Origin of the sequence: Flavobacterium zubiriense, from assembly GCF_041729725.1 — a bacterium.
GTDB classification, from domain to species: Bacteria; Bacteroidota; Bacteroidia; order Flavobacteriales; family Flavobacteriaceae; genus Flavobacterium; species Flavobacterium zubiriense.
This window is the reverse complement of the sequence record NZ_JBCFQL010000007.1, coordinates 86,860-110,129: the sequence shown is the minus strand read 5'-3', so window position 1 is coordinate 110,129 and position 23,270 is coordinate 86,860. Positions and strand designations below refer to the sequence as shown.

The window sequence follows — 23,270 nt, the reverse complement described above, 5'->3', positions numbered from 1 at the left end:
GAACAGTTGTTCAAAATGAGAGTTTTAATGTTTTTGTGCAGTAAATAATGCGTTTTTACTATTATTTATTCCAAATTTCCCAAGCTTTTTCGGCTTGAAAAATAAGCATATCGAGTCCGTTTTTTATTTGTGCACCACGTTCTTTTGCGTTTTTTAAGAATTGTGTTTCTGCTGGATTGTAAATCAAATCATAAGCGATGTGTTGCTCAGTAAGCCATTCATAAGGAATGTCAGGGCAAGCTTCTGTATTTGGGCTTGTTCCAATAGGTGTTGAATTGATTATAATTTGATATTCCTGAAATGTTTCGGGATTAATTTGACTGTAATCAATAGCGTTTTCAGATGCTTTTCTCGAAACAAATGTATATTCAATACCTAATTCTTGTAATGCGAAAGCAACACCTTTAGACGCGCCACCTGTTCCTAGAATTAATGCTTTTTTATGATGGGTTTTCAACAAAGGTTTTAAGGATTTTAAAAATCCAAAATAATCGGTATTGTAACCTTTTAGTTTGCCCTTTTTTGTAATTTTAATGGTGTTTACAGCAGCAATTTTGGTTGCTTTTTTAGATAATTTGTCTAAAAAAGGAATGACTTCTTCTTTGTATGGAATAGTAACATTTAATCCTTTTAAATGCTCGGTGTTTTTAATTATTTCAGGAAACATATTGATTTCTTGAATGTCAAAATTCTCGTAAGTGTAACCTTGGTATTTTTCTTTTTCGAATTTAGTTGTAAAATGTCCTTTAGAGAAGGAATAACTGATATTGCGCCCCAGTAGCCCGAAGCGCTTTTTAGAATTTTGGGTCATTATTGTTTTTTATGTTTTTCAATATAATTTTGTACCATTTTTTTTGTCCAAACTACAGGAAATAAGTCTTCGATCAGGATGTAGTTGTCAAAATTCAATCGAAGTCCGTTGCTTAAATGAAATTTGGCTTTTCTATTGTCTTGAATCATAAAATAAAGACCCGCTAATCGGTATTCTATTTCGTTTGCTTCAGGGAAATAATCCGCTGCTTGTAATAAAGTGTGAATAGCACTTTCAAATTCGCCAAGAAACTGTAAAATATCAACCCAGAATAACCAAGTGTCTAATTCCGTATCGCCAAATTCAACTGCTTTTCTATAACCAAATTCGGCTTCTTCAAAAAAGTTCATTTGTTTGTTGATAGAAGCGTATCTTTTCCAGTACAAACGATTTTGATTGTCAATGGCTAAAGCTTTATTTACATAAAACAAAGCTTTTTGAAAGTTTTGTTCACGTAAATAGAAATCAGTAATAGCAATCCATCCTTTGTCTAAAAGGGGATCTTCGTGTACGGTTTCGTTATAAAACTTAAGTGCTAAAATTTTATTGCCTAATTTCTCATGGCATTTACCTATTCGAAGCAAGGCATACGAAGTGGCATCGTCTAATTCAATGGTTCTGCTGTAGCTTTCAATTGCTTCGTCAAATTGCCCTAAACGTTCCAGGGCTTTGGCTTTTTCCATAAAAGCACCTAAAAATTCATCGTCTATAAGTGTCGCATAGTCAAAAGCACGTATGGCTTTTTCATAATGTTTTAAACCGTAATGCAATCTGCCTTTTTGATGCCAGGCAATTTCGCTATATGGATTTTTCTCAATATAGTTTTCTAAGTATGTGATAGCATCTTCGTTTTGATCTAAAAACTCAAAGCAATAGACTACATTGTACAAGGCAGATTGGTCTTCGATATCTTCTTCGAGGCATTTTATAAAACTTTCTTTGGCTAATTCCAAATTGTCCATAAAAAGATATTCCATGCCTATTAAATTATACACATCAGCATAATCATCGGTATATTGTAAAGCAATTTTTAGTAATTCAACTGCTTTTTCATGTTGGTCTCTTTTTGAGTAGATGTTTGCCTTTTGAATATAAATTTCTTCATTATTGGGTTCGATGGCATACAGCTCGTTGAGTAATTTCTCGGCTATATCCAATTTGTCATCATAAACCAGCATTTCAACTTGTACCAGCTTCAAGCCCGTAGACTTAGGGTGTTGTTCTAATGCTAGTTTAAGCGCTTTTTTAGCTAAAGCGGCCTTACCTGTATCAAGATAATGAAGTATGATTTCTTCAAATTCTTCAGAGTCAAAAAAGAGGACTTTGTTGGTTTTCAACATCGACTCAAATTTGGATAGAGATAAGTTATAATCTTCTTCTTCGTTGCTTAGTTGCATACTTTCTGTTTTTAGAATTTGGCCTAGTTTAAAATTAGGCATCCTTAGTGTTATTTTTGAAGAAAAAAATGAATTATTGTGAACAATTTAATTAACAAGATTTTAAATGGCAATATCAATAATATATGGCAATTTCAATAATTAATCTGAAATCAAAAATTGGTATTCGGAAATCTTAAATCGATATTTCGTCCATTACTTCGAGTATTATTGCGCATCCTTCGCGTATTTCTTCGTTAGAAATGGTTAAAGGGGGAGTAATTCTGATGGCACATCCTTCAAAGAGTAGCCAGAATAATATGAGTCCTTTGTCTTGACATTTTAAAATAACTTCATTAGTAATGGAAGCATTTGCTGTCATGGCTGCAAGCATCAATCCTTTTCCTCTAACTTCTTTAATCAAAGGATGTACCAAAAGCGATCTGAAAAGTTTTTCTTTTTCTAAAGCTTCGCTCATGAGGTTAGTTTCGGTTATTTCTTTCAAAGTGGCCAAGCAAGCTGCCGCAATGACAGGATGTCCGCCAAAGGTAGTGATGTGACCTAATTTAGGATTTTCGGTTAATAAATCCATCATTGCTGATGAAGCAGTGAAGGCGCCTACAGGCATTCCGCCACCCATACCTTTTCCCATGGCAACAATATCAGGAACTACATCATAATTTTGGAAACCAAATAATGTTCCTGTTCGTCCAAAACCGGGTTGAATTTCGTCCAAAATCATCATAGCACCCATTTCGGTACATCTGGCACGTACTTTTTTTAAGAAATCATTCTCAGGTTGTATAAATCCCGCGCCTCCTTGAATGGTTTCTAATAAAATTCCGGCAGTTTTAGTGGTTATTTTTTCTAAATCGGCTTCATTGTTGAAAGTGATGAATTCCACATCTGGAATCAATGGGCGAAAAGCTTGTTTGCGTTCTTCAAATCCCATAACGCTCATAGAACCCATGGTATTTCCGTGATAGGCATTATGACAAGAAATTAATTGGCTTCTGCCGGTAACTCTTCGTGCTAGTTTTAAAGATCCTTCAATGGCTTCGGTGCCCGAATTGACTAAGTAGGTTTTATCTAGTGGAGCGGGTAGGAGTGAAGCCATCAGTTTGCAATACGCTACTGCAGGACTTTGCGAATATTCGCCATACACCATTACGTGCGAATATTTATCCAATTGGTCTTTTATTGCTTGATTGACTCTTGGTGGTTGATGTCCTAAGGTACAGGCCGAAACTCCTGCAACAAAATCCAAATATTTTTTATTATTAGTGTCGTAGATATAAGAACCTATGGCGTGCGAAACTTCCATTCCTAATGGATAAGGTGAAGTTTGTGCTTGGTATTTTATAAAATCGTTATTCACGTTTTTTTTACCGCAAAGTTCGCAAAGATTTTCGCAAAGTCACGGAGTTTTTTTAGTTATTAATGCGTACTGAAAACTGTCTACTATAAACTGAACACTGATTACTTCTTTTTCTTCTTTTTATCGTAATCCAAAGTTTCTTTTCTAATTTTCATTGGAACATTTTCCTTGGTTTCTTCTTTTTTTCCTTCTTTTACCATCTTATCATTGTACTCATTTTCTTCTTCGGTAAAAATGTCATCTTTGGATTTGATTCTTTCGTCTGCTCGCCATTTGAAGCCTCTAAATTTCCGATCATTTTCTTCCAGTTCTTCTTCGGGATAAATGTCACCATCTACTTGTTGGAAAAAAGTAATGGTCTCTATGGTGTTTTTATCAAAAAGAATACTGATTTTACTACTCACATTTTTATTGATACCAATGAGTTCTTGTTCGTCATTTCGCATGTAATAAATTACTTCGGCATTTTTTACAATATCAACATCATGTAGTTTCCCTTCTTCAAATTTTCCATAGAGATTTAATCCTTTTATTTGATTGTAACCCGTGCCTAAGGTATCTTTGGAAATAATAAAGGTGTTGTTGAGGACTTTGAGAGAGTCTAGTTTTTGGGTTTTACTATTCCCAATAAGATGCATTAAATCACCGGTAATTTGGCTTTCACCATTCCAAAGAATAGGATTGCCAATGAGTTTAGTCAAGGAAGTTTTAGCACTTGAATGAATCGAATCACATTTTCCACTCATATCAATTTTGAAAAAGCGTACATTATTAAATGCTCGAACAATTCGATTGTCTTCTTTACCTGTTACCATGATTTTTTTCCCATGAATATAAACCGAATCATTTTCGACAAAATTGACAGCGACAGCTCTTTTGGTTACAAACATTGAATCTTTTTGTTGGAAAACTTCGGCATAATGCCCTTTTACAATTCCTCTATTTATGGAATCGGTAATTTTTACATTTCGTGTTGCCGAAGCAAATTCTTTATTCCTGTCATAATACAAACTGTCTCCTTCTATAAGTCGGTTGTCGTATTTTATATATGATTTCCGAAGAAAATGAGCCAGATTTTTCTTGGAGTCATAAAATCCTTTTTCGGTATAAATAAAGTTGGTCGCACTAGTTATAGTTGATGGACCAAAAAGATAAGAATGTCCAGAATTACTATAATAATCCAAATGATTGGATTTCATGACATATTTTGGATTTGTTACAACAACTTCGGTTAAAAATTTGAATTTTTTTTCAGCTACAAAATACCTACCGGATTTACTCACTAAAGTATTTTCTTTATTTATGATTGTTCCTTTAGTATTGTAAAAAACTTCTTGGACGTTTCGGTCAAAATTGATTGTGTCGGTTGCTAAAGTAGCATCGGGAGAAGTCATGACAGCATCTCCTGTTGCAAATGCTTTTTTTACATTTCCGTTGTATTCAGCATATTTACTGTTCAAATAAAGGGTGTCGCCTTGGACTAATTGTACGTTTCCAAAGGCTTTAATGTAATTTTCTTTCTGAAAAAAATAGGCTTTGTTACAAGTAAGCACTACACCATCATGATTTACTACTACGTTTCCCGTTAGTAAAAATGCATCGGGCATTTCGGTCTGATTGACATCAGCAAAATCAGAATGTTCAACAATTATTTTTTTAGGTGTTTTTTGTGCGCTTACTTTTATCGAAGTAATTAAAAACAAACTAAAACAGATGAAAAATAGCGATTTGTTCAAGGGTATATATTTTTGTCAAATTTATAAAAAAGGAAACAATCCTGATAAATATTACTATTTATTTATGATTTAGAAACGTTCATTCTTGTTGTGAATTGTGTTTTTTAGTTCTAATAAAAAAAGCTGATACATTCATAGTAGTAATGCGTCAGCTTTTGATAGTTTGATAAAAAGAATTTAGTATTTCTTTATAAAAGTGTTTTGATAATTCTCGTTGATTTTTCCCCAATTGATTACATTAAAGAACGATTCGATATAGCTCGCACGACGGTATTGATGTCCTAGATAATATGCATGTTCCCAAAGGTCTAAAGCTAAAATAGGAATACCAGGAATTGCAGCATTTTTCATTAAAGGATTGTCTTGGTTTTGAGAACTAGTAATTTTAAGTTTTCCTGCTTTGTCTACAATTAACCAAACCCAAGCAGAACCAAATTGTTTTGTAGCTTCAGCCTTAAAGGCAATTTTAAAATCATTAAAAGAACCGAAGTCTCTATCGATAACTGAGGCAATAGTATCTGTTGGAGTTCCACCAGTATTTGGCCCCATAGATTTCCAATACAACGAATGGTTGTAATATCCACCGGCATTGTTTCTTAATTCTGTATCGTTAATGTCGAGTTTAGCCAAAATGTTCTCAATAGACATATTCTCGTATTCTGTTCCTGCAATTGCTGTGTTTAAATTGTTAGTATAGGTCAAATAATGTTTAGAATAGTGTACCTCTAAAGTTAGAGGTGAAATAGTAGGTGCTAAAGCATCATAAGGATAAGGCAGTTTTTCCAGTAAAAAAGAACCTGGGTCGGCTTTTACATCGTCTGGAAATCCAATAGTTATTTTTTCTTGAGCCGTAGGAAGTGGAACTTCTACAACTTCGATTAGTTTTTTATCGTTGCAGGAAACTAAAAAACTAAAAATAAGTAAGTTTGCAATTGTATAAAAAAACTTTTTCATTGTAATTCTACTTTTATAACGAATTGATAATTTCAATATAGTTTTCTTTAGCTTCATCAGATGAAATGTGACTAATTTGCATCCAAGCATTTGTTTTAAAGGCATCTCTTAAATGGAAATTAGTAGTTTGTCTAATTTCCACAGTACCCATGGTTGCTTGTTTATAATAAGCGTAGAGTCTCAGTTGAACATCTTGAGGTAAAGATGCTTGAGTCATTTTTGCAGCTTTTTCAACAGCTGCATTAAACCTAGTATCTAAATCTTTTTCAGTCATTATTTTTTTGTTGCAATGATTGTTTTTCCTCCAATTGCTTTTTGGTTTAAAACCACATTTATTGGTGTGCCTAAAGGTAAAAATAAATCTACTCTTGAACCAAATTTGATAAAACCAGCATCAGTTCCTTGAACGACTTGCATTCCTTCTTGTGCATAATTTACAATTCGGCGTGCCAATGCTCCGGCAATTTGGCGGTATAAAATAGCACCAAAAGTGTTGTTTTCCAGTACAACTGTTGTTCTTTCATTTTCTTCACTGGCTTTTGGGTGCCAAGCGACTAAGAATTTACCTGGATGGTATTTGCTGAATTTTACTACTCCATTCATAGCATATCGCGTAACGTGTACGTTTATGGGCGACATAAAAATAGAAACTTGTAAACGTTTGTCTTTAAAATATTCTCCTTCGTACACTTCTTCGATAACTACAACTTTCCCATCAACAGGAGCAAGGATTTGATTTTCATCAATAATTACTACTCTTTTAGGATTTCTAAAGAATTGCAAAATGATAATTAATATCAAAACTGCAAATATTTGAACCAACATTCTCAGCCAATTGATATCGATAAATTTGTCAGCAAGTAATAGTACGGCAACAGTAAAAACTATACCTAATGAAATTGATGGAGCTCCTTCTTTATGAAACATAATTTAAAATTTGGTAAAATAAAAATATAAATGGTGCTACAAATATAACACTATCTAGTCTATCTAACACACCTCCATGTCCTGGCATGATATTTCCGCTGTCTTTTACTCCAGCAATTCGTTTAAATTTGGACTCTATTAAATCGCCAATAGTACCAAAAATCCCAACAATTGCAGCAATTGACGTCCATATTAAAATGGATTGTTCGCTGAACTCAGGTTTTGGTCTAATGTAATATTTAGATATTAAATAACCTGCTAAAATTGCAAAAAGAAGTCCTCCTACGAACCCTTCGATTGTTTTTTTAGGCGAAATTCGTTCAAAAAGTTTGTGTTTTCCAATGGATTTCCCAACGATATAAGCAAAGGTGTCATTGGTCCAAATAAGAAGAAATAATCCAATTATAATTTTAGGATTGTAATCTTTTATACCAAATGAAATTTTAGTGATAAATACAAAAGGAAGTATAATGTATCCAAATAAGTATAAGTATTTGGACGAAGTACTTATTTTTTGAATGTTATCATAAAAAAGAAAAAGAATACATTTAAATGAGACGACTAAGGTTATTGCTAATAGTACAATATTCAGTTGTTGGATATTAACTGTAATTTCAATATTTGTATCAAAATATTGATTGATGGTATCGGTAGTTATTTTGTTGTAATGACTAATTAGTGTTATGGTGCTATACAGCACTGTTCCTGCAATTATAGGTATTGTTTTAGTTACTTGGGTTAGATTACAGAATTCATATATGGCAATGACTAAAAATACACCAAAGAGTATAAAAAAACTTTCGGTTGAAAATAATATAGAAGTTAACAATAAAAGGATATAAATAGCACCTGATATTGATCTTTTTAAAGTTTCATTCATTTTAAAGATCTTCTAAAAGCAATAAATAAAGATTTTTAGCAGAACTTCCGTATTGGGTAAAATCCTCTTCTTTTGCTTTTTCAAAATATTTTATAGCTGTAATATTAGTTGGATAATCTCTTTCGTATTTCTTTTTTATAGCGCTTAAACCATCGCTTTTCATAGCAAGAATTTGGCTTGTTGTTGCTAGAACTACAATGTTAGTTGGTAATTCGTTTGGTTTAAGTTGCTTGATTTGTTTAGATGAGAAAAGGATTGAACCTTCTTCGGCAATTAAATTTTCACAGCTAGATAGTAAAAAAACAGGATTTAAAGTTTTGGTATAAGTCAGCCTGTTTTCGTCTAAAAGTCCAAAAAGATTAGAATCGTAGCAAAGCACTTCGCTTTCAAACCAGTCGTTTTCTTCTAAGATATTTTCGAAATGATCTTTTACTTCTTGAGCATTTTCGCAGTATAAAAATTTACCTCCATTTTTTTTAAAATTGAAGATAAATCGTTCGTCTACAGAGATGTTGTTTTCAGGAAAGAAATTGTTGTTTTGACTTTCTTTTTCTTCATCTGATGCCGAATTACTAGATCCAAAAAGTTTTCTAAAAAGACTCATATTTTGTAGGGTACTTGATATATTATATGTAACCGTCCAAAGATAAAAAAATCTTAATTCAAAACGACGTTTTGAATTAAGATTTTAAATAAATTATATTAAATACCTTATTAAGAGACTGTTTCCTCTAAGTTCTTGTCAAAGCTTCTTTTTCCAAAAATAGTTTCTAAATCGTCTTTAAAAATAACTTCTTTTTCGATAAGTATATCAGCAAGTTGATTCAATTTGTCTTTGTTTTCCTCTAAGATTTGAATAGCTCGCTGGTACTGACTTTCTATAAGTGAAGATATTTCAGCGTCTATCACTTTGGCAGTCTCATCAGAATACGGTTTAGAAAAACTATATTCGCTTTGACCTGATGAATCATAATAAGTAACATTTCCTATTTTATCATTCAAACCATAGATAGTAACCATAGCACGGGCTTGTTTAGTTACTTTTTCTAAATCGCTTAATGCACCAGTTGAAATACGGTTAAAAGTTACTTTTTCAGCAGCTCTTCCTCCCATAGTTGCACACATTTCATCTAGCATCTGGTCAGGACGTACAATTTGACGTTCTTCAGGTAAATACCAAGCCGCTCCTAAACTTTGCCCACGAGGAACAATAGTTACTTTAATTAGTGGTGCAGCATGTTCCAGCATCCAGCTCACTGTAGCATGACCTGCTTCGTGAATTGCAATTGCTTTTTTCTCCTCTGGAGTAATGATTTTGTTCTTCTTTTCTAATCCACCCACAATTCTATCAACAGCATCAAGGAAATCTTGTTTGTCAACAGCAGTTTTGTTATATCTAGCAGCAATTAGCGCCGCTTCGTTACATACATTGGCAATATCAGCACCAGAGAAACCTGGAGTTTGTTTTGCTAAAAAGTCTAAATCTAAACCTTCTACTTTTTTCAAAGGAGCAAGGTGTACTTTGAAAATTTCAGCACGTTCACGAACGTCTGGTAAGTCAACAAAAATTTGTCTGTCAAAACGTCCTGCACGCATTAAAGCTTTGTCAAGAACATCGGCTCTATTTGTTGCAGCAAGTACAATTACATTTGTATTTGTTCCAAAACCATCCATTTCTGTTAGCAATTGGTTTAAAGTATTTTCACGTTCGTCGTTTCCGCCTGACATATTGTTTTTACCTCTGGCTCTACCTACAGCATCAATTTCGTCAATAAAAATAATAGCTGGCGATTTTTCTTTGGCTTGTTTGAATAAATCACGTACTCTTGAAGCACCAACACCTACAAACATTTCCACAAAATCAGAACCTGATAAAGAGAAAAAAGGAACTTGAGCTTCTCCAGCTACTGCCTTAGCTAACAAGGTTTTTCCAGTTCCCGGAGGTCCTACAAGTAAGGCTCCTTTTGGGATTTTACCACCTAAATTGGTGTATTTTTCAGGGTTTTTCAAGAATTCTACAATTTCTTGTATTTCTTCTTTAGCACCTTCTAATCCAGCAACATCTTTAAAAGTAGTTTTTACATCATTTTTTTCATCAAAAAGTTTTGCTTTAGATTTTCCAATGTTGAAGATTTGTCCTCCACCACCAGCACCACCACCAGACATTTTACGCATGATAAAAATCCATACTCCAATGATTATGATTATTGGAAGTAAACTAATAATAATGTCAGACCAATTACTTGCTTCCTTAAAATCATAATCAACTAATTTTTTTTCTGCTTTAGCACTGTCTAATTTTTCTTGAAAAGATTTTAAATCACCAAATTTTGTAGTGTAGTGTGGACCTTTATTAGGTCTGTCAAACATGTCTTTTGCTACTTTTTTATTGGCTGGATCTTTTAATCCTGCATCAGAAAGGTAGATTTCAGCATCTTTGTTATTAAAAATAATAACATTTTTAATTTCGCCTTTAGTCAACATACTGTCAATGTTTGACGATTTTAATTGAGCCGGTTCTTGTAAACTGGAACTTCCAGTTACAAAGCTTATAAACAAGAAAATAAGTAATATGGCTGTGTATACTAACCATGGACTTACTCTAAATTTATTAGGATTTGAATTGTTATCTTTTGCCATTATTTTTTATCTTTCTTTAATATTTGTTTGCAATTGTAGTAATTTTTGCATCTCCCCACAAACTTTCAATATTGTAATATTCTCTAATTTGTTTTTGGAAAACGTGAACTACAATATTAACATAGTCCATAAGTACCCATTCGGCGTTGTCAGTTCCCTCAACATGCCAAGGTTTGTCTTTGATTTCTTTAGAAACAATTTTTTGAATGGAGTTAACAATTGCGTTAACCTGGGTGTTTGAATTTCCGTTGCAGATAACAAAATAGTCGCAAACTGCGGTATCAATTTCTCTAAGATCGAGAATATCTATGTCATTTCCTTTTACTTCTTCTATTCCTTTGATAATGTTTGCCAATAGGTCATCATTATTTACAGTCTTTTTTGCCATGAATTATTTTTATAATAAGTGTGTAAAGTTACCATTTTTTGTCATTATTTTTGAACCTTAACATAATATTAAAATATGTTACAAAAATAATCGCTAATGAAACTAATCAAACTCGATGCCATAGATTCTACTAATGATTTTCTTAAAGGCCTGTCGAATACTCAGGAGCTAGAAAACTATACTGTGGTAACTGCTGAAAATCAAACAAAAGGAAAAGGGCAGATGGGGGCTGTTTGGGATTCTGAAAAGTCTAAGAATCTAATAATGAGTGTTTTTGTTAAGGATTTGTTAGTGGGTGTAGATGAGATTTACCAACTGAATGTTGCTACGGCATTAGCTGTAATTCAAGTGCTAAAAACTTTTGATATTCAGAATTTAAGTATTAAATGGCCTAACGACATTATGTCAGCTAATTTTAAACTCGCTGGCATTTTGATTGAAAACAATTTTAAAAGTGACAGAACTATTACAACAATTATTGGAATTGGTTTGAATGTAAACCAAACTAATTTTGATAATTTGCCTAAAGCTTCTTCGATGGCAGTGGTTGCAAATTCTAATTTTGATAAAGACCAATTAGTTTTTTTGATTGTTGAAAGATTAAAAGTGAATTTTGAACTTCTAGCTTCTAATTCTCAAATTTTATGGGATAATTACATGGAATTTCTTTTTAAAAAAGAGGTTCCAATGCCGTTTTCTATTAATAATGGTAAACCTTTCATGGGAATTATAAAAGGAGTTTCTAACAACGGAAAACTGATTCTTCTGTTAGAAAATGATACTGTTGTTCAATATGGTTTGAAAGAAATTTTAATGCTGTATTGAAAACCACTTTTTGCGTTAAAAAAAGTGATTTTTGAATTATAGAAGTTTAATTTTAGAGCTTTTATCCATTTTTTTTCTATTTTTTTAAAAAAATATACTACTATAATAGTGCTTAATTCATTGTTATGTAATTTGTTATGACGGTTGTTTATTAGAAATGTTGTATTTACATTTAAAAAAATGATGTAAATAAGTATTTTTATTTTACTTTTGGATTTCGTTTTTCGTAAAAAATTGATCTGAATAAAATGGATGTACTATTTTATCATGAAAATTTTAGCGAAATTCAGAAGCCATAAATCTTAATTTTAGAGTATTCTTAGAGTATTAAAGACGGTATCTAAATGATTGAATTTTGGAGAAAATTATCAAATCTAAAAACGTATTAATTAACTAAACAACCATTTTCTTATGAGCTCAAGTCTCGAATTTGCAGATTATGCAGTATTCATTGTCTACTTTTTAGTAGTTTCCATTTACGGATATATTATCTATCGCAAACGCGAAAAAAACGAACACGATGCTAAGGCGTACTTCTTAGCCGAAGGAACTTTAACCTGGTGGGCTATTGGAGCTTCACTTATCGCTTCAAACATTTCTGCTGAGCAGTTTATTGGAATGAGTGGAGAAGGATTCTTCTTAGGAATTGCGGTTGCTGCTTATGAGTGGATTGCTGCAATTGCTTTAATTATCGTGGCAGTTTGGTTTATTCCTGTTTATTTGAAAAACAAGATTTACACCATGCCTCAGTTCTTAAAAACACGTTACAACGATTCAACGGCTTTGATTATGGCTGTTTTCTGGTTGTTTTTGTATGTTTTTGTAAACCTAACTTCCATTTTATATTTAGGAGCAGTTGCTATTAACGGATTAGCAGGAGGAGAATACCTTCATGTTATTATGTTAGGATTGGCTGTTTTTGCTTTGATTATCTCTCTTGGAGGAATGAAAGTTGTGGCTTATACTGATGTTATTCAGGTGGCGGTATTGATTATTGGAGGTTTAGTAACTTCTTATATCGCTTTGACTACAGTGGGAGAATATTTTGGAGTAGGTAAGGACGCTATCGCTGGATTTAATGTCTTGATGGAAAAAGCACCAGAGCATTTCAAAATGATTATTCCAAGACCAACAGCAACTTCTACTCAATTAGAAATTGATAAATACCTTACTTTCCCTGGGATGATGTCATATTTAGCAGGTATCTGGATTATCAATTTGAACTATTGGGGATGTAACCAATACATCACGCAAAGAGCTTTAGGAGCTGATTTACAAACGGCTCGTACAGGGATTTTGTTTGCAGGTATATTGAAATTATTAATGCCTGTAATTGTAATGTTACCTGGTATTGCTGCTTATGTTTTATACGAAGGAGGACACTTACCTCAATTAGTAGGAGGAAAAGACGGCGCTTATTCAGCAATGTTGACTTTCTTGCCAACAGGATTAAAAGGATTATCAGTTGCGGCTTTGACTGCTGCTATTGTGGCTTCGTTAGCTGGTAAAGTAAATAGTATTTCTACAATTTATACTTTAGACGTTCATAAAAAATACATTCAAAAAAATGCTTCAGACAGCGCTCAGGTAAATATCGGAAGATATGCGGTTTTTGCTTCTATGGTTCTTGCTGTATTGTTTACATGGAATGATGTTCTAGGAATTGGTGGCGTTGGAGGATTTACTTATATCCAAAAATACACAGGATTTATTAGCCCGGGAGTTTTTGCTATGTTCTTTTTAGGGATGTTCTGGAAAAGAACTACTGGAACAGCTGCTATTGTGGGTGTAATTGCAGGTTTCTTATTATCGGTTTTATTTAACGAGTTTGCACCAGCGATGTTTGGAAACGAAACGTTATTGTACACAGCTTGGCCAAATGGAAAAGGTGGTTTCGAAATTCCATTCCACATTTGTATGGGATTGTCATTTGTATTTACAATGCTATTGATGATTGGAATCAGTTTTGCTGGACCAAAAGTAAATCCAAAAGCATTCGAATTGGATACTGAAATGTTTAAGGTAAAACCTCAAACTACAGTATTAATTATCATTACATTATTAATTATCGCTGCTTTGTATGTGAAGTTCTGGTAAGAAATAGCAAATTATACTTCTAAAAAAGTGCGAATTAATTTTTATTAGTTCGCACTTTTTTTATTCTAAGTCTATGCTGAATTTATCAAACAACACTTTGAAGTTTTTATTAGATTAACTAATTTTATTATATCTTGTACTGTTATATAAATACATTCGCCGAATATTTAAACCCTACATTTTGAAACATTTAGTCTTATTATTAACACTTGTCTTTTTACCTTTTATAAGTTTCTCACAGGAATATTCGGTGCGATTTCTGGACATATTAGATGGATTGTCAAACAATTCGGTCACTACTATTTATCAGGATAAGGACGGCTATATGTGGTTTGGTACTTATGATGGCTTGAATCGATATGATGGCTATACTTTTAAGGTTTTTAGGAATGAGATTAATAAAGAAAATTCATTATCCAATAATACTGTTTATTGTTTAGAAGGAGATTCGAAAAGACAAATTTGGATAGGAGGAAATAAAGGAGCAAGTGTTTATAATAAGTCAAAAGCTTTGTTTTATCCCGTTAAGTACAAAGAAGGAGCGACTGGAACCACAAAAACTTTAAAAAATGTGGTACATCAAATTAAATCTGTTTCTGATGATTTGGTACTATTGGCTTCGCAAAACTCAGGATTATTAGCTTTTGAAGAAGGTTCTTTTATTGGAAAAACGATTCCGCTAACCCAATTAAAGAATCCTTATAATTATGAAGTTCTGGGAATCCAAAAAGATAAAAAAGGCATTAGTTCTTGGGTTTATGTTAGAAATTTAGGGATTTGTAATTACAACTATAGTTCTAAAAAAATCAAGTTGATTGCGCCATTGCTTATGGATGTAAAGTGCATGGAGAGTGATAGCAACGGAAATCTTTGGATAGGAACAGATGAAGGACTTTTTCTTTTTAACACAACTACTTTTTCCGTTTCAAAAAATTATTTTTCTAATAAATGCATTGTTTCGAATATTCTTAGCGATAAAAAAAATCAACTTTGGATTGCTACCGATGGTTGTGGGCTGTATACTGTAGATAAGATTAATAATGTGGCAATTTCGTACCGAAAAGATAATCCACAGCAAATTATTAAAAGCAGTTCGGTTTGGAGTGTGTATGAAGATTATTTTGGAAATATTTGGTTCGGAACGCTTCGTGGCGGAATTAGTATGATAAATGCTGCTCCCAAAAATTTTAGAACTATAAAATACAATGCCAAAGACTATAATTTAGCTCAAAATTTTATTTTGTCGGGTTGTGAAGATGAAAACCAAAATTTATGGATTGGAACCGATGGAGCAGGATTGCGTTTTTGGAATCGGAAAAATAATAGTTATACTATTTATAATAATAATCCCAATTCGTCAAACTACATTACCAGTAATTTTATTACCAATGTTATTTCCGATAGTAATAATGAAATATGGTTATCTACTTGGGCTGGAGGAGTCAATCGAATTAATCCAAAAACTAATTCGATAACTCTTTATTCTTGTTACAATCCGTTTACAAAACAAGTAGAGAAAAATATTTGGTTGGTTTATGAAGATGCTCAGAAAAATCTTTGGGCAAGTGCTACTAACGAGGGTTGTTTGTATCTTTTTGATCGAAATAAAAATTCGTTTTTGCTTTATGATAAAACCATTAACAACCTACAATGTTTAACTCAAACCAGCGATGGAAAGCTGTGGGGTGGAAATTATACTTCGATTATTTGGATCGATAAAGACAGTAAAAAAAAGGGAGAAATAAATATAGGTTATCCAGTTCGTGCTATACATGAAGATAAAAACAAGCAACTTTGGGTGGCTACACAAGAAGGTGGATTGCTGCTTTTTAATCGAAAAACAAATACTTATAAAAGATTTACGACTGCTGATGGTTTGTCTTCTAATACTATTTTGAGAATATTAGAAGATAAAAAAGGCAATTTATGGATGAGTACTTATAATGGTTTAAGTAGGCTGAATATAAAAACAAAAACCTTTCGGAATTTTTCTGTAAATGATGGTTTGCAAAGCAATCAATTTAGTTTTAATGCCGCTTTGAAATTGGATTCAGGTGAATTTTTATTTGGAGGAATCAATGGTTTTAATTTGTTTTATCCTGAATCGATAAAAGAATCAGTTTCGAATACTAAAATTCTTCTTTCGGGCATAACTGTAAATAATGAACCCATTGAGACTAAACCCGAATTGATTTCGGAATGGAATAAGAAAAATCAAATCAAAGAAATTCGATTGCCATACAATCAAACTACATTGGCAATAACATTTGTCGCTTTAGATTATTCGAATGCAAATAGGATTAATTATGCCTATTTCTTAGAAGGTTGGGATAATCAGTGGAGTAATGTGGGGCAAAATCGACAAGCTAATTATCCACATCTTTCAGAAGGAACGTATCATTTTAAGGTGAAAAATTCCAATTTTCAAGATAAATTCAGCAAAGCAGAAACACTGATTCGAATTGTGGTTTTGCCGCCTTGGTATCGCAGTTGGTGGGCGTATCTTTTGTATTTTGTTATTGTTGTAACCATTATTTACAATTACATTCGATACAGTAAATACAAAGAACGATTAAAGTATAAGGTTCGAATAGCAGAATTAAAAAGAGAAAAAGAGAAAGAAATTGCCGATAAACAATCGTCGATGTTTACTTATATTTCTCATGAATTCCGCACGCCGCTTTCGCTAATTATAAATCCTTTGAAAAAAGTAATTAAGAAAGAAACCGTTCAAAATGATTCATCCAAAGGCGATTTACAAATTGCTTATAGAAATGCAAGACGACTTTTAAGTCTGGTGGATCAATTGTTACTTTTTCGAAAAGCTGAAAATGATGCCGACGTATTAAGATTGTCCGAAATAAATATGAATCATTTAGCTGAGGAAGTGTACCAATGTTTTGTAACTCAAGCCAAGGACAAAAAGATAGCATATACAATTGAAGTTCCTCAGCAATCCGTTTCCATAATTGGTGATTATGAAAAGATTGAAATTTCGTTGTTTAATTTGGTTTCAAATGCTTTCAAATATACCGTGGCAGGAGGGAAAATTGTGGTGAAGTTAAGCGAAACTGAAAAAGAAGTTTCGGTTGTGGTTTCGGATACAGGAACAGGAATTGCTCCAAAAAATATTGAGGCTATTTTTGAAAAATTTAAACAATTGGATTCGAATGTTTCTATTAGTACTGGTTTTGGTATTGGACTTTACATTGTGAAATATTTTGTAGACAAACACAAAGGAATGGTTTCTTGCGAAAGCGAAATAGGAAAAGGAAGTGCGTTTACATTGCAATTTTTAAAAGGACAAGAACATTTTGCCGATTTACCAATTAGTACCAATGTTCCTAAAATGAGCGAATTAACAGAAGAACTTTTGGTTGCTGATTTGGATGAAAATAACGATTCAAACGCAAATAATTTTGACGATGAACTCAATAAAGAATTGCTTACCGATAGAAAATCAGTTTTAATAATCGATGATAATGCTGAAATTCGAAATTATTTAGTGCAGTTGTTTTCTAAAACGCATTTGGTTTACAGTGCAATTAATGGATTTGAAGGTTTGAAATTAACTAAAAAACAAATGCCTGATATTGTAATTTCGGATGTTGCCATGGAAGTAATGGACGGACTGGAATTGTGCAAAAAAATCAAAGAAAGTGAGGATTTGTCTCATATTCCAGTGATATTGTTGACGGCTTCAAATAATCCTGAAACCCATTTACAAGGAATAACAGATGGTGCCGATGATTATATAACCAAACCATTTGATGATGATATTCTTGTAGCTCGTGTAGATACTTTATTAAAAAACAGAAGCAATTTGAGAAAATACTTCTTAGACAGTATTACCTTAAAAGAAAACGCACAAAAAGTCCCAACGGAATATCAGGATTTCTTAAAAAGATGTATTGATATTATTGAAGCAAATCTGGGAAATCGGGATTTTTCGATTAAGAATTTTGCTTTCGAAATGGGAATGAGTCACAGTAGTCTGTATAAAAAGATAAAGATCATTTCTGGAGAAACTTTAAATGCTTTTATGCGTTCCATTCGTTTAAGAAGAGCTGCCATGTTATTACTTACCGAAAACATGAATATTGCTCAGGCTAGTGCCGAAGTAGGATTTGAAGATCAAAAATATTTCAGGCAACAATTTGTAAAACTATTTGGGATGACTCCTTCCTTATATGTTAAAAAATACAAAGATTCATTTAACAAAGATTTGAATATTATTAAATAGTTGTTTTGTTTTACATTAATTTTGAAATAGTAATGAACATGTCATTCTAGGTTAAAAAGAATGATTGTTTATGTATTACGAAATTATATGAGTCTTTTTTATCAAACAGGCTTTTTTTACGAATTTAACCTCATTATTTGCGAATTTACCCCTCTTAGTTATAGTTATTTAATCATTTCTTTGCTTCTATAAATGGCTGTCTTTATGGAATTTCTGAATTAGATAGCCCACTTATTTATAAAAAATACAATTTATGTTAACAACAAAAAAAATTGCACTGGCATTTCTTATGCTTTCTTATGTATCTGTTTTTAGTCAGATTGCATTTGGAGATTCCCAAAAAATTAATAACCAATGGAAGTTTATTCTACAAGACAATCAGGATTTCCAAAAAGCAAGTTATGATGACAGCAAATGGCAAGCTGTTTCGCTTCCTCATGATTGGAGTATCAAAGGACAATTGAGTCCTACTTTAGCCAGTGCTACAGGATTTTTACCAGGAGGAATTGCTTGGTATAGAAAAACGATGGATATTCCATCAGCAAAAAAAGGTCAAAAAGTATACTTGTATTTTGAAGGCGTTTATAACAGAAGTGAAGTTTTTATCAACGGACATTCTTTAGGAAAACGTCCTAATGGTTACATTTCATTTGCTTATGATGCTACTCCTTATATTAAATACGGAGCTGAAAACACGATCTCAGTTCGTGTAGATCACAGCAAAAGTGCCGATTCTCGTTGGTATACCGGTTCAGGAATTTACAGAGATGTTTGGGTAGTTTATGCTAATCCAGTACATATTGAGCAATGGGGCGTTTATGCGTACCCAGAAGTGAACAAAAAAACAGGAACGTTGAATGTTGAAGTGGGTGTAGAAAATGGTTCGGCAGAAAAAAGCACGGTAACTGTGGTAAACGAATTGATTGCAAACGATGGTAAAACAGTTGCAAAGAGCACTAATAAAGTAGCTATTGCAGCCAATCAATCGGGTAAAATTGCAACAAAAATAGAAGTAAATAATCCGAAATTATGGGATTTGCAACATCCGAATTTGTACCAATTAAAAACCACCGTGTTAAAAGACGGACAAGTAATTGATCATTCTACAACGCAAACAGGTTTTAGAAATTTTACTTTTGATGCTAATAAAGGATTTACTTTAAATGGCAATTGGATGAAAATAAAAGGAGTTTGTTTACACCATGATGCGGGAGTTTTAGGTTCAGCAGTTCCTCGTGAAGTTTGGGAAGGCAGATTGAAAACATTGAAAGAAATAGGAGTAAACGCGATACGTACAAGTCATAATCCACAAGCACCCCATTTTTATGAGCTTTGTGATCAGTTAGGTCTATTAGTTTTAAACGAAGCTTATGACGAATGGGAATTCCCAAAACGCAAATGGTTAGAAGGCTGGAATGTTGGGACACCAGGATTTGAAGGTTCATTTGACATTTTTGCGGATTGGGCTGAGAAAGATTTGGAAGATTTTGTACGTCGTGATAGAAATCACCTTTCTGTTTTTGCTTGGAGCATTGGTAACGAGGTAGATTATCCAAATGATCCGTATTCTCATCCCGTTTTAGATGGTGGAGGAGATTCAGGATTCTCACAAGCAGCTTACGGAGGTTATAAAAAAGATGCTCCAGATGCGATGCGTTTGGGAGCAATTGCAAAACGTCTAGTTGCTGCAGTTAAAAAATACGACAAATCGCGTCCTACAACTGCTGGTTTAGCTGGAGTAGCAATGTCTAATGAAACCGAATATCCTGGAGCTTTGGATATTACAGGATACAATTACACTGAAAGTAAATACCAGTCCGATCATAAAAAATATCCTAAACGAGTAATTTTTGGTAGTGAAAACCGTCATGATTATGAAGCCTGGTTAGCGGTTAAAAATAACGAGCATATTTTTGGGCAATTCTTATGGACTGGGATTGATTATTTAGGCGAATCAGGAAGATGGCCATCAAGAGGATTCTATTCAGGATTAGTTGATTTTGCTGGAAATATTAAGCCTAGAGGTTACTTCCGTCAATCGCTTTGGTCAGATACACCAATGATTTATATTGGAACTTATCTTTCGAGAAATTCAAACCGTAAAGATCTTTCAATGGACGCTTGGTCTTTATGGAATTACAACGAAAACCAAACCATTAAAGTAGTTTGTTATACCAATGCTGCCAAAGCACGTCTGGAATTAGACGGAAAAGTAGTGGGTGAAGTAAAAGATTACGATCAGGAAACCGGAATTATTTCATGGGATATTCCGTTTCAATCTGGAAAACTAGAGGCTGTAGGATTGGATAAGAATAATAAAGAAGTGAGTCGTTATGCTATTACTTCTTCAAAACAGCCACATGCTATTGTTGTTAAAAATGCAGATGCAGTTATCAACAAAGACAAAGGAGTTGCCGAAATTATGTTGCAAATTGTAGACGAAAACGGAATTCCAGTACAAATTGCTGATAACGAAATTACTTGTAAAATTCTAAGTGGTTCAGCCAATTTATTAGGATTAGAAGCGGGAAATAATTCGGATATGACTGATTATACAGATAATGTTCAACGTGTTTTCCACGGACGTATTTTAGCTTATATTCAGGCAAATGGAACGAACGAACCGATTAAAGTTCAGTTTTCAAGTCCATGGTTAAAAGCAGTGGAAGTTACTATCAATGTAAAATAAGCGGCTTTTCTACCATAAATTTCTTTAAAAAAATCGGGTTGGGAACACATTGTAGTAGATATTAAGTAGCTTGTAGAGTAGGATAAATCTGGAGGCTACAATTATAAAATCCAAGTTATGTAATGGTTTAATACGGAAGATATTTTCGAGTATTGAATAGATTTCCATACGTGAAATGCAAAAGTTTTTAAACCATTATCGGAGTAAATTCATAAAATAGGATTGAAATTTGCAGTCCGATTAAAGGTGAAGTTGTTGTTTAAGTAAAAAAACATGCTTCCGTTTTATATAAATTAAATTCAAAAAAATAATGCGCAAAATACAATTCAGTTTAATTCTATTTTTAGTAGTAACTAGTTTTTCAAAAGCTCAAAATAAAAAAGGTGTTCCGCCAGTTATTGCCGAAAAAGATTTGACCGCTTACCTGTTTGTTTATTTTACAGGAAATGCAGTCGAAGAGGAAGCAGTGCGTTATGCAATTAGCGCTGATGGCTACCATTATTATCATTTAAACGATAACAAACCCGTTATTGACAGTAAATTAATTAGTTCAACTGGTGGCGTTCGTGATCCCCATATTTTAAGAGGAGACGACGGCAAAACATTTTATATGGTTTTGACTGATATGACTTCCTCTAAAGGTTGGGATTCTAATCGTGCGATGGTATTACTAAAAAGCACCGATTTGGTCAACTGGAAAAGCAACGTAGTCAATATCCAAAACACTTTTCCCGGAAACGAAAACTTAAAACGTGTTTGGGCTCCGCAAACTATCTATGATGCCAAAGCGGGTAAATACATGATTTATTTCAGTATGCAACACGCTGGTGGTCCTGATATTATTTATTATGCTTATGCCAATAAGGATTTTACAGCTTTAGAATCGGAGCCAAAAGTGTTGTTTGTTCCAAAGGCAAAAAATGCTTGTATTGATGGTGATATTATCGAAAAAGACGGTGTTTATCATCTTTTTTACAAAACTGAAACCAAAACTCCAGGAATTAAAGTGGCTACCACAACTGATTTGACCTCTGGGAATTGGACAGAAAATGACAATTATTTACAACAAACTAAAGAAGCTGTTGAGGGAGCAAGTGTTTTCAAATTGAATCATACTGACGAATATATTCTCATGTATGATATGTACATGAAAGGAAAATATCAGTTTACTAAAACCAAAGATTTAGAACACTTTACAGTAATTGATAATGATATTGCAATGGATTTTCATCCGCGTCACGGCACGATTTTGCCCATTACACGTTCTGAATTGAAAGGATTGATTGCTAAATGGGGAAAACCAGCAGCTTATCCTCAAATAAATAATAATCCTGCTCTTGAAGGCTATCATGCTGATCCTGAAGTTTTGTATGCTGAGAAAACAGGAAAATATTATATTTATCCAACCAGTGATGGATTTGATGGCTGGGGCGGATATTATTTTAAAGCTTTTTCGTCAGATAATCTAGTAGATTGGAAACCAGAAGGAGTTATTTTAGATCTTAAAAAAGATGTCTCTTGGGCGGGAAGAAACGCTTGGGCACCTTGTATTGTAGAGAAAAAAATAAAAGGAAAATACCAGTATTTCTATTATTATACAGGAGCACAAAAAGTAGGAGTAGCGGTTTCAGACAATCCTACAGGTCCTTTTAAAGATAGTGGAAAAGCATTGGTAAGCACCAGACCTGAAGGGATTAAAGACGGTCAGGAAATTGACCCGGACGTTTTTACAGATCCAAAAACGGGTAAAAGTTATTTGTATTGGGGAAACATGTATATGGGAGTGGCTGAGTTAAATCCTGATATGGTTTCGTTAAAACCAGGAACTACAAAGGTCATTGCCGTAAATGATAGTTATCGTGAAGGAACTTATGTATTTTATCGAAATGATAAATATTACTTTATGTGGAGTGAAGACGATACCAGAAGTCCAAATTACAAAGTGAGATATGGTATTTCAAATTCGCCATTGGGACCAATTGAAATGCCAAAGGATAATATTGTCATTCAGGGAAACAAGCAAGAAGGAATTTATGCAACAGGACACAATTCAGTTGTCAAAGTACCTAAAAAAGACGAATGGTATATTGTGTATCACCGTTTTTCATATCCTACCGGAATTAGTATGGGAGATGCAGCTGGTTTTCACCGTGAAGTGGCTATTGATAAATTAGAATTCAATGCTGATGGAACTATCAAACAAGTTGTTCCTACGCATGCAGGGATTCATCCTCTGAAGAAGAATTAAAAATAAATTTTTTGCCCTTAAAAAGGAAAGCACTATTTAATAAAGTGACTTTCCTTTTTTTTATAGAATCAACAAACT

The 23,270-nt window shown here is 33.2% G+C and carries 16 protein-coding genes; 5 read left to right on the top strand and 11 right to left on the bottom strand.

The features are described from left to right. Nucleotides 1–61: 61 nt before the first annotated feature. From AAGV28_RS07955 to rsfS, 11 genes are all read right to left on the bottom strand, one after another. On the bottom strand, nt 62–811 hold the full coding sequence (locus tag AAGV28_RS07955) for a shikimate dehydrogenase family protein (RefSeq protein WP_373406289.1): 750 nt from the start codon (nt 809–811) through the stop codon (nt 62–64). Further along, a complete protein-coding gene (locus AAGV28_RS07950) occupies nt 811–2,208 on the bottom strand; it encodes a tetratricopeptide repeat protein (protein ID WP_373406288.1) in 1,398 nt (465 codons plus the stop codon). Before AAGV28_RS07950 ends, AAGV28_RS07955 begins: the two co-directional genes overlap by 1 nt. A 175-nt stretch (nt 2,209–2,383) precedes the next feature. Then, nucleotides 2,384–3,565 (bottom strand): aspartate aminotransferase family protein, encoded by a 1,182-nt coding sequence (locus AAGV28_RS07945; RefSeq protein WP_373406287.1) that lies wholly within the window; start codon nt 3,563–3,565, stop codon nt 2,384–2,386. Between the two features lie 101 nt (nt 3,566–3,666). Continuing rightward, the gene (locus AAGV28_RS07940) at nt 3,667–5,301 is read right to left on the bottom strand and encodes an OstA-like protein (protein WP_373406286.1); all 1,635 of its coding nucleotides are present in this window, start codon (nt 5,299–5,301) and stop codon (nt 3,667–3,669) included. A gap of 177 nt (nt 5,302–5,478) precedes the next feature. Then, nucleotides 5,479–6,255 carry a superoxide dismutase gene (locus tag AAGV28_RS07935; protein WP_373406285.1) on the bottom strand — a complete coding sequence of 259 codons (777 nt, stop codon included), beginning with the start codon at nt 6,253–6,255 and terminating at the stop codon, nt 5,479–5,481. Between the two features lie 13 nt (nt 6,256–6,268). Beyond that, the gene (locus tag AAGV28_RS07930) at nt 6,269–6,529 is read right to left on the bottom strand and encodes an acyl-CoA-binding protein (protein ID WP_373406284.1); all 261 of its coding nucleotides are present in this window, start codon (nt 6,527–6,529) and stop codon (nt 6,269–6,271) included. Further along, nucleotides 6,529–7,182, bottom strand: a complete 654-nt coding sequence (locus tag AAGV28_RS07925; RefSeq protein WP_373406283.1) for a phosphatidylserine decarboxylase family protein — start codon at nt 7,180–7,182, stop codon at nt 6,529–6,531. The genes AAGV28_RS07930 and AAGV28_RS07925 overlap by 1 nt, the downstream gene beginning before the upstream one ends. Further along, complete coding sequence (locus tag AAGV28_RS07920) at nt 7,172–8,062, bottom strand: phosphatidate cytidylyltransferase (protein WP_373406282.1); 891 nt, start codon at nt 8,060–8,062, stop codon at nt 7,172–7,174. Before AAGV28_RS07920 ends, AAGV28_RS07925 begins: the two co-directional genes overlap by 11 nt. A gap of 1 nt (nt 8,063) precedes the next feature. Beyond that, entirely contained in the window at nt 8,064–8,666 is a 603-nt protein-coding gene (locus tag AAGV28_RS07915; protein ID WP_373406281.1) for a lactate utilization protein B/C, read from the bottom strand. Nucleotides 8,667–8,776: 110 nt separating this feature from the next. Then, nucleotides 8,777–10,702 carry an ATP-dependent zinc metalloprotease FtsH gene (gene ftsH, locus AAGV28_RS07910; RefSeq protein WP_373406280.1) on the bottom strand — a complete coding sequence of 642 codons (1,926 nt, stop codon included), beginning with the start codon at nt 10,700–10,702 and terminating at the stop codon, nt 8,777–8,779. A 16-nt stretch (nt 10,703–10,718) separates the two neighbouring features. Beyond that, nucleotides 10,719–11,090 carry a ribosome silencing factor gene (gene rsfS, locus AAGV28_RS07905; protein WP_071185350.1) on the bottom strand — a complete coding sequence of 124 codons (372 nt, stop codon included), beginning with the start codon at nt 11,088–11,090 and terminating at the stop codon, nt 10,719–10,721. Nucleotides 11,091–11,186: 96 nt separating this feature from the next. Here rsfS and AAGV28_RS07900 point away from each other — a divergent pair, with 96 nt between their 5' ends. The 5 genes from AAGV28_RS07900 (at nt 11,187) to AAGV28_RS07880 (ending at nt 23,192) form a co-directional block, all read left to right on the top strand. Next, a complete protein-coding gene (locus tag AAGV28_RS07900; protein ID WP_373406279.1) occupies nt 11,187–11,915 on the top strand; it encodes a biotin--[acetyl-CoA-carboxylase] ligase in 729 nt (242 codons plus the stop codon). A gap of 411 nt (nt 11,916–12,326) precedes the next feature. Next, nucleotides 12,327–14,012, top strand: coding sequence for a sodium/sugar symporter (locus AAGV28_RS07895; protein WP_373406278.1), 1,686 nt, complete (start codon nt 12,327–12,329; stop codon nt 14,010–14,012). 181 nt (nt 14,013–14,193) lie between these two features. Beyond that, a complete protein-coding gene (locus tag AAGV28_RS07890; protein WP_373406277.1) occupies nt 14,194–18,255 on the top strand; it encodes a hybrid sensor histidine kinase/response regulator transcription factor in 4,062 nt (1,353 codons plus the stop codon). Between the two features lie 253 nt (nt 18,256–18,508). Beyond that, nucleotides 18,509–20,944, top strand: a complete 2,436-nt coding sequence (locus tag AAGV28_RS07885) for a sugar-binding domain-containing protein (protein WP_373406276.1) — start codon at nt 18,509–18,511, stop codon at nt 20,942–20,944. Between the two features lie 310 nt (nt 20,945–21,254). Then, a complete protein-coding gene (locus tag AAGV28_RS07880; RefSeq protein WP_373406275.1) occupies nt 21,255–23,192 on the top strand; it encodes a family 43 glycosylhydrolase in 1,938 nt (645 codons plus the stop codon). Nucleotides 23,193–23,270: the final 78 nt, after the last annotated feature.

Coding starts and splice junctions, on each gene's coding strand:
- AAGV28_RS07955 (WP_373406289.1), bottom strand. CDS start 811: ATGACCCAAAATTCTAAAAAGCGCTTCGGGCTACTGGGGCGCAATATC.
- AAGV28_RS07950 (WP_373406288.1), bottom strand. CDS start 2,208: ATGCAACTAAGCAACGAAGAAGAAGATTATAACTTATCTCTATCCAAA.
- AAGV28_RS07935 (WP_373406285.1), bottom strand. CDS start 6,255: ATGAAAAAGTTTTTTTATACAATTGCAAACTTACTTATTTTTAGTTTT.
- AAGV28_RS07930 (WP_373406284.1), bottom strand. CDS start 6,529: ATGACTGAAAAAGATTTAGATACTAGGTTTAATGCAGCTGTTGAAAAA.
- AAGV28_RS07925 (WP_373406283.1), bottom strand. CDS start 7,182: ATGTTTCATAAAGAAGGAGCTCCATCAATTTCATTAGGTATAGTTTTT.
- AAGV28_RS07920 (WP_373406282.1), bottom strand. CDS start 8,062: ATGAATGAAACTTTAAAAAGATCAATATCAGGTGCTATTTATATCCTT.
- AAGV28_RS07915 (WP_373406281.1), bottom strand. CDS start 8,666: ATGAGTCTTTTTAGAAAACTTTTTGGATCTAGTAATTCGGCATCAGAT.
- ftsH (WP_373406280.1), bottom strand. CDS start 10,702: ATGGCAAAAGATAACAATTCAAATCCTAATAAATTTAGAGTAAGTCCA.
- rsfS (WP_071185350.1), bottom strand. CDS start 11,090: ATGGCAAAAAAGACTGTAAATAATGATGACCTATTGGCAAACATTATC.
- AAGV28_RS07900 (WP_373406279.1), top strand. CDS start 11,187: ATGAAACTAATCAAACTCGATGCCATAGATTCTACTAATGATTTTCTT.
- AAGV28_RS07895 (WP_373406278.1), top strand. CDS start 12,327: ATGAGCTCAAGTCTCGAATTTGCAGATTATGCAGTATTCATTGTCTAC.
- AAGV28_RS07885 (WP_373406276.1), top strand. CDS start 18,509: ATGTTAACAACAAAAAAAATTGCACTGGCATTTCTTATGCTTTCTTAT.
- AAGV28_RS07880 (WP_373406275.1), top strand. CDS start 21,255: ATGCGCAAAATACAATTCAGTTTAATTCTATTTTTAGTAGTAACTAGT.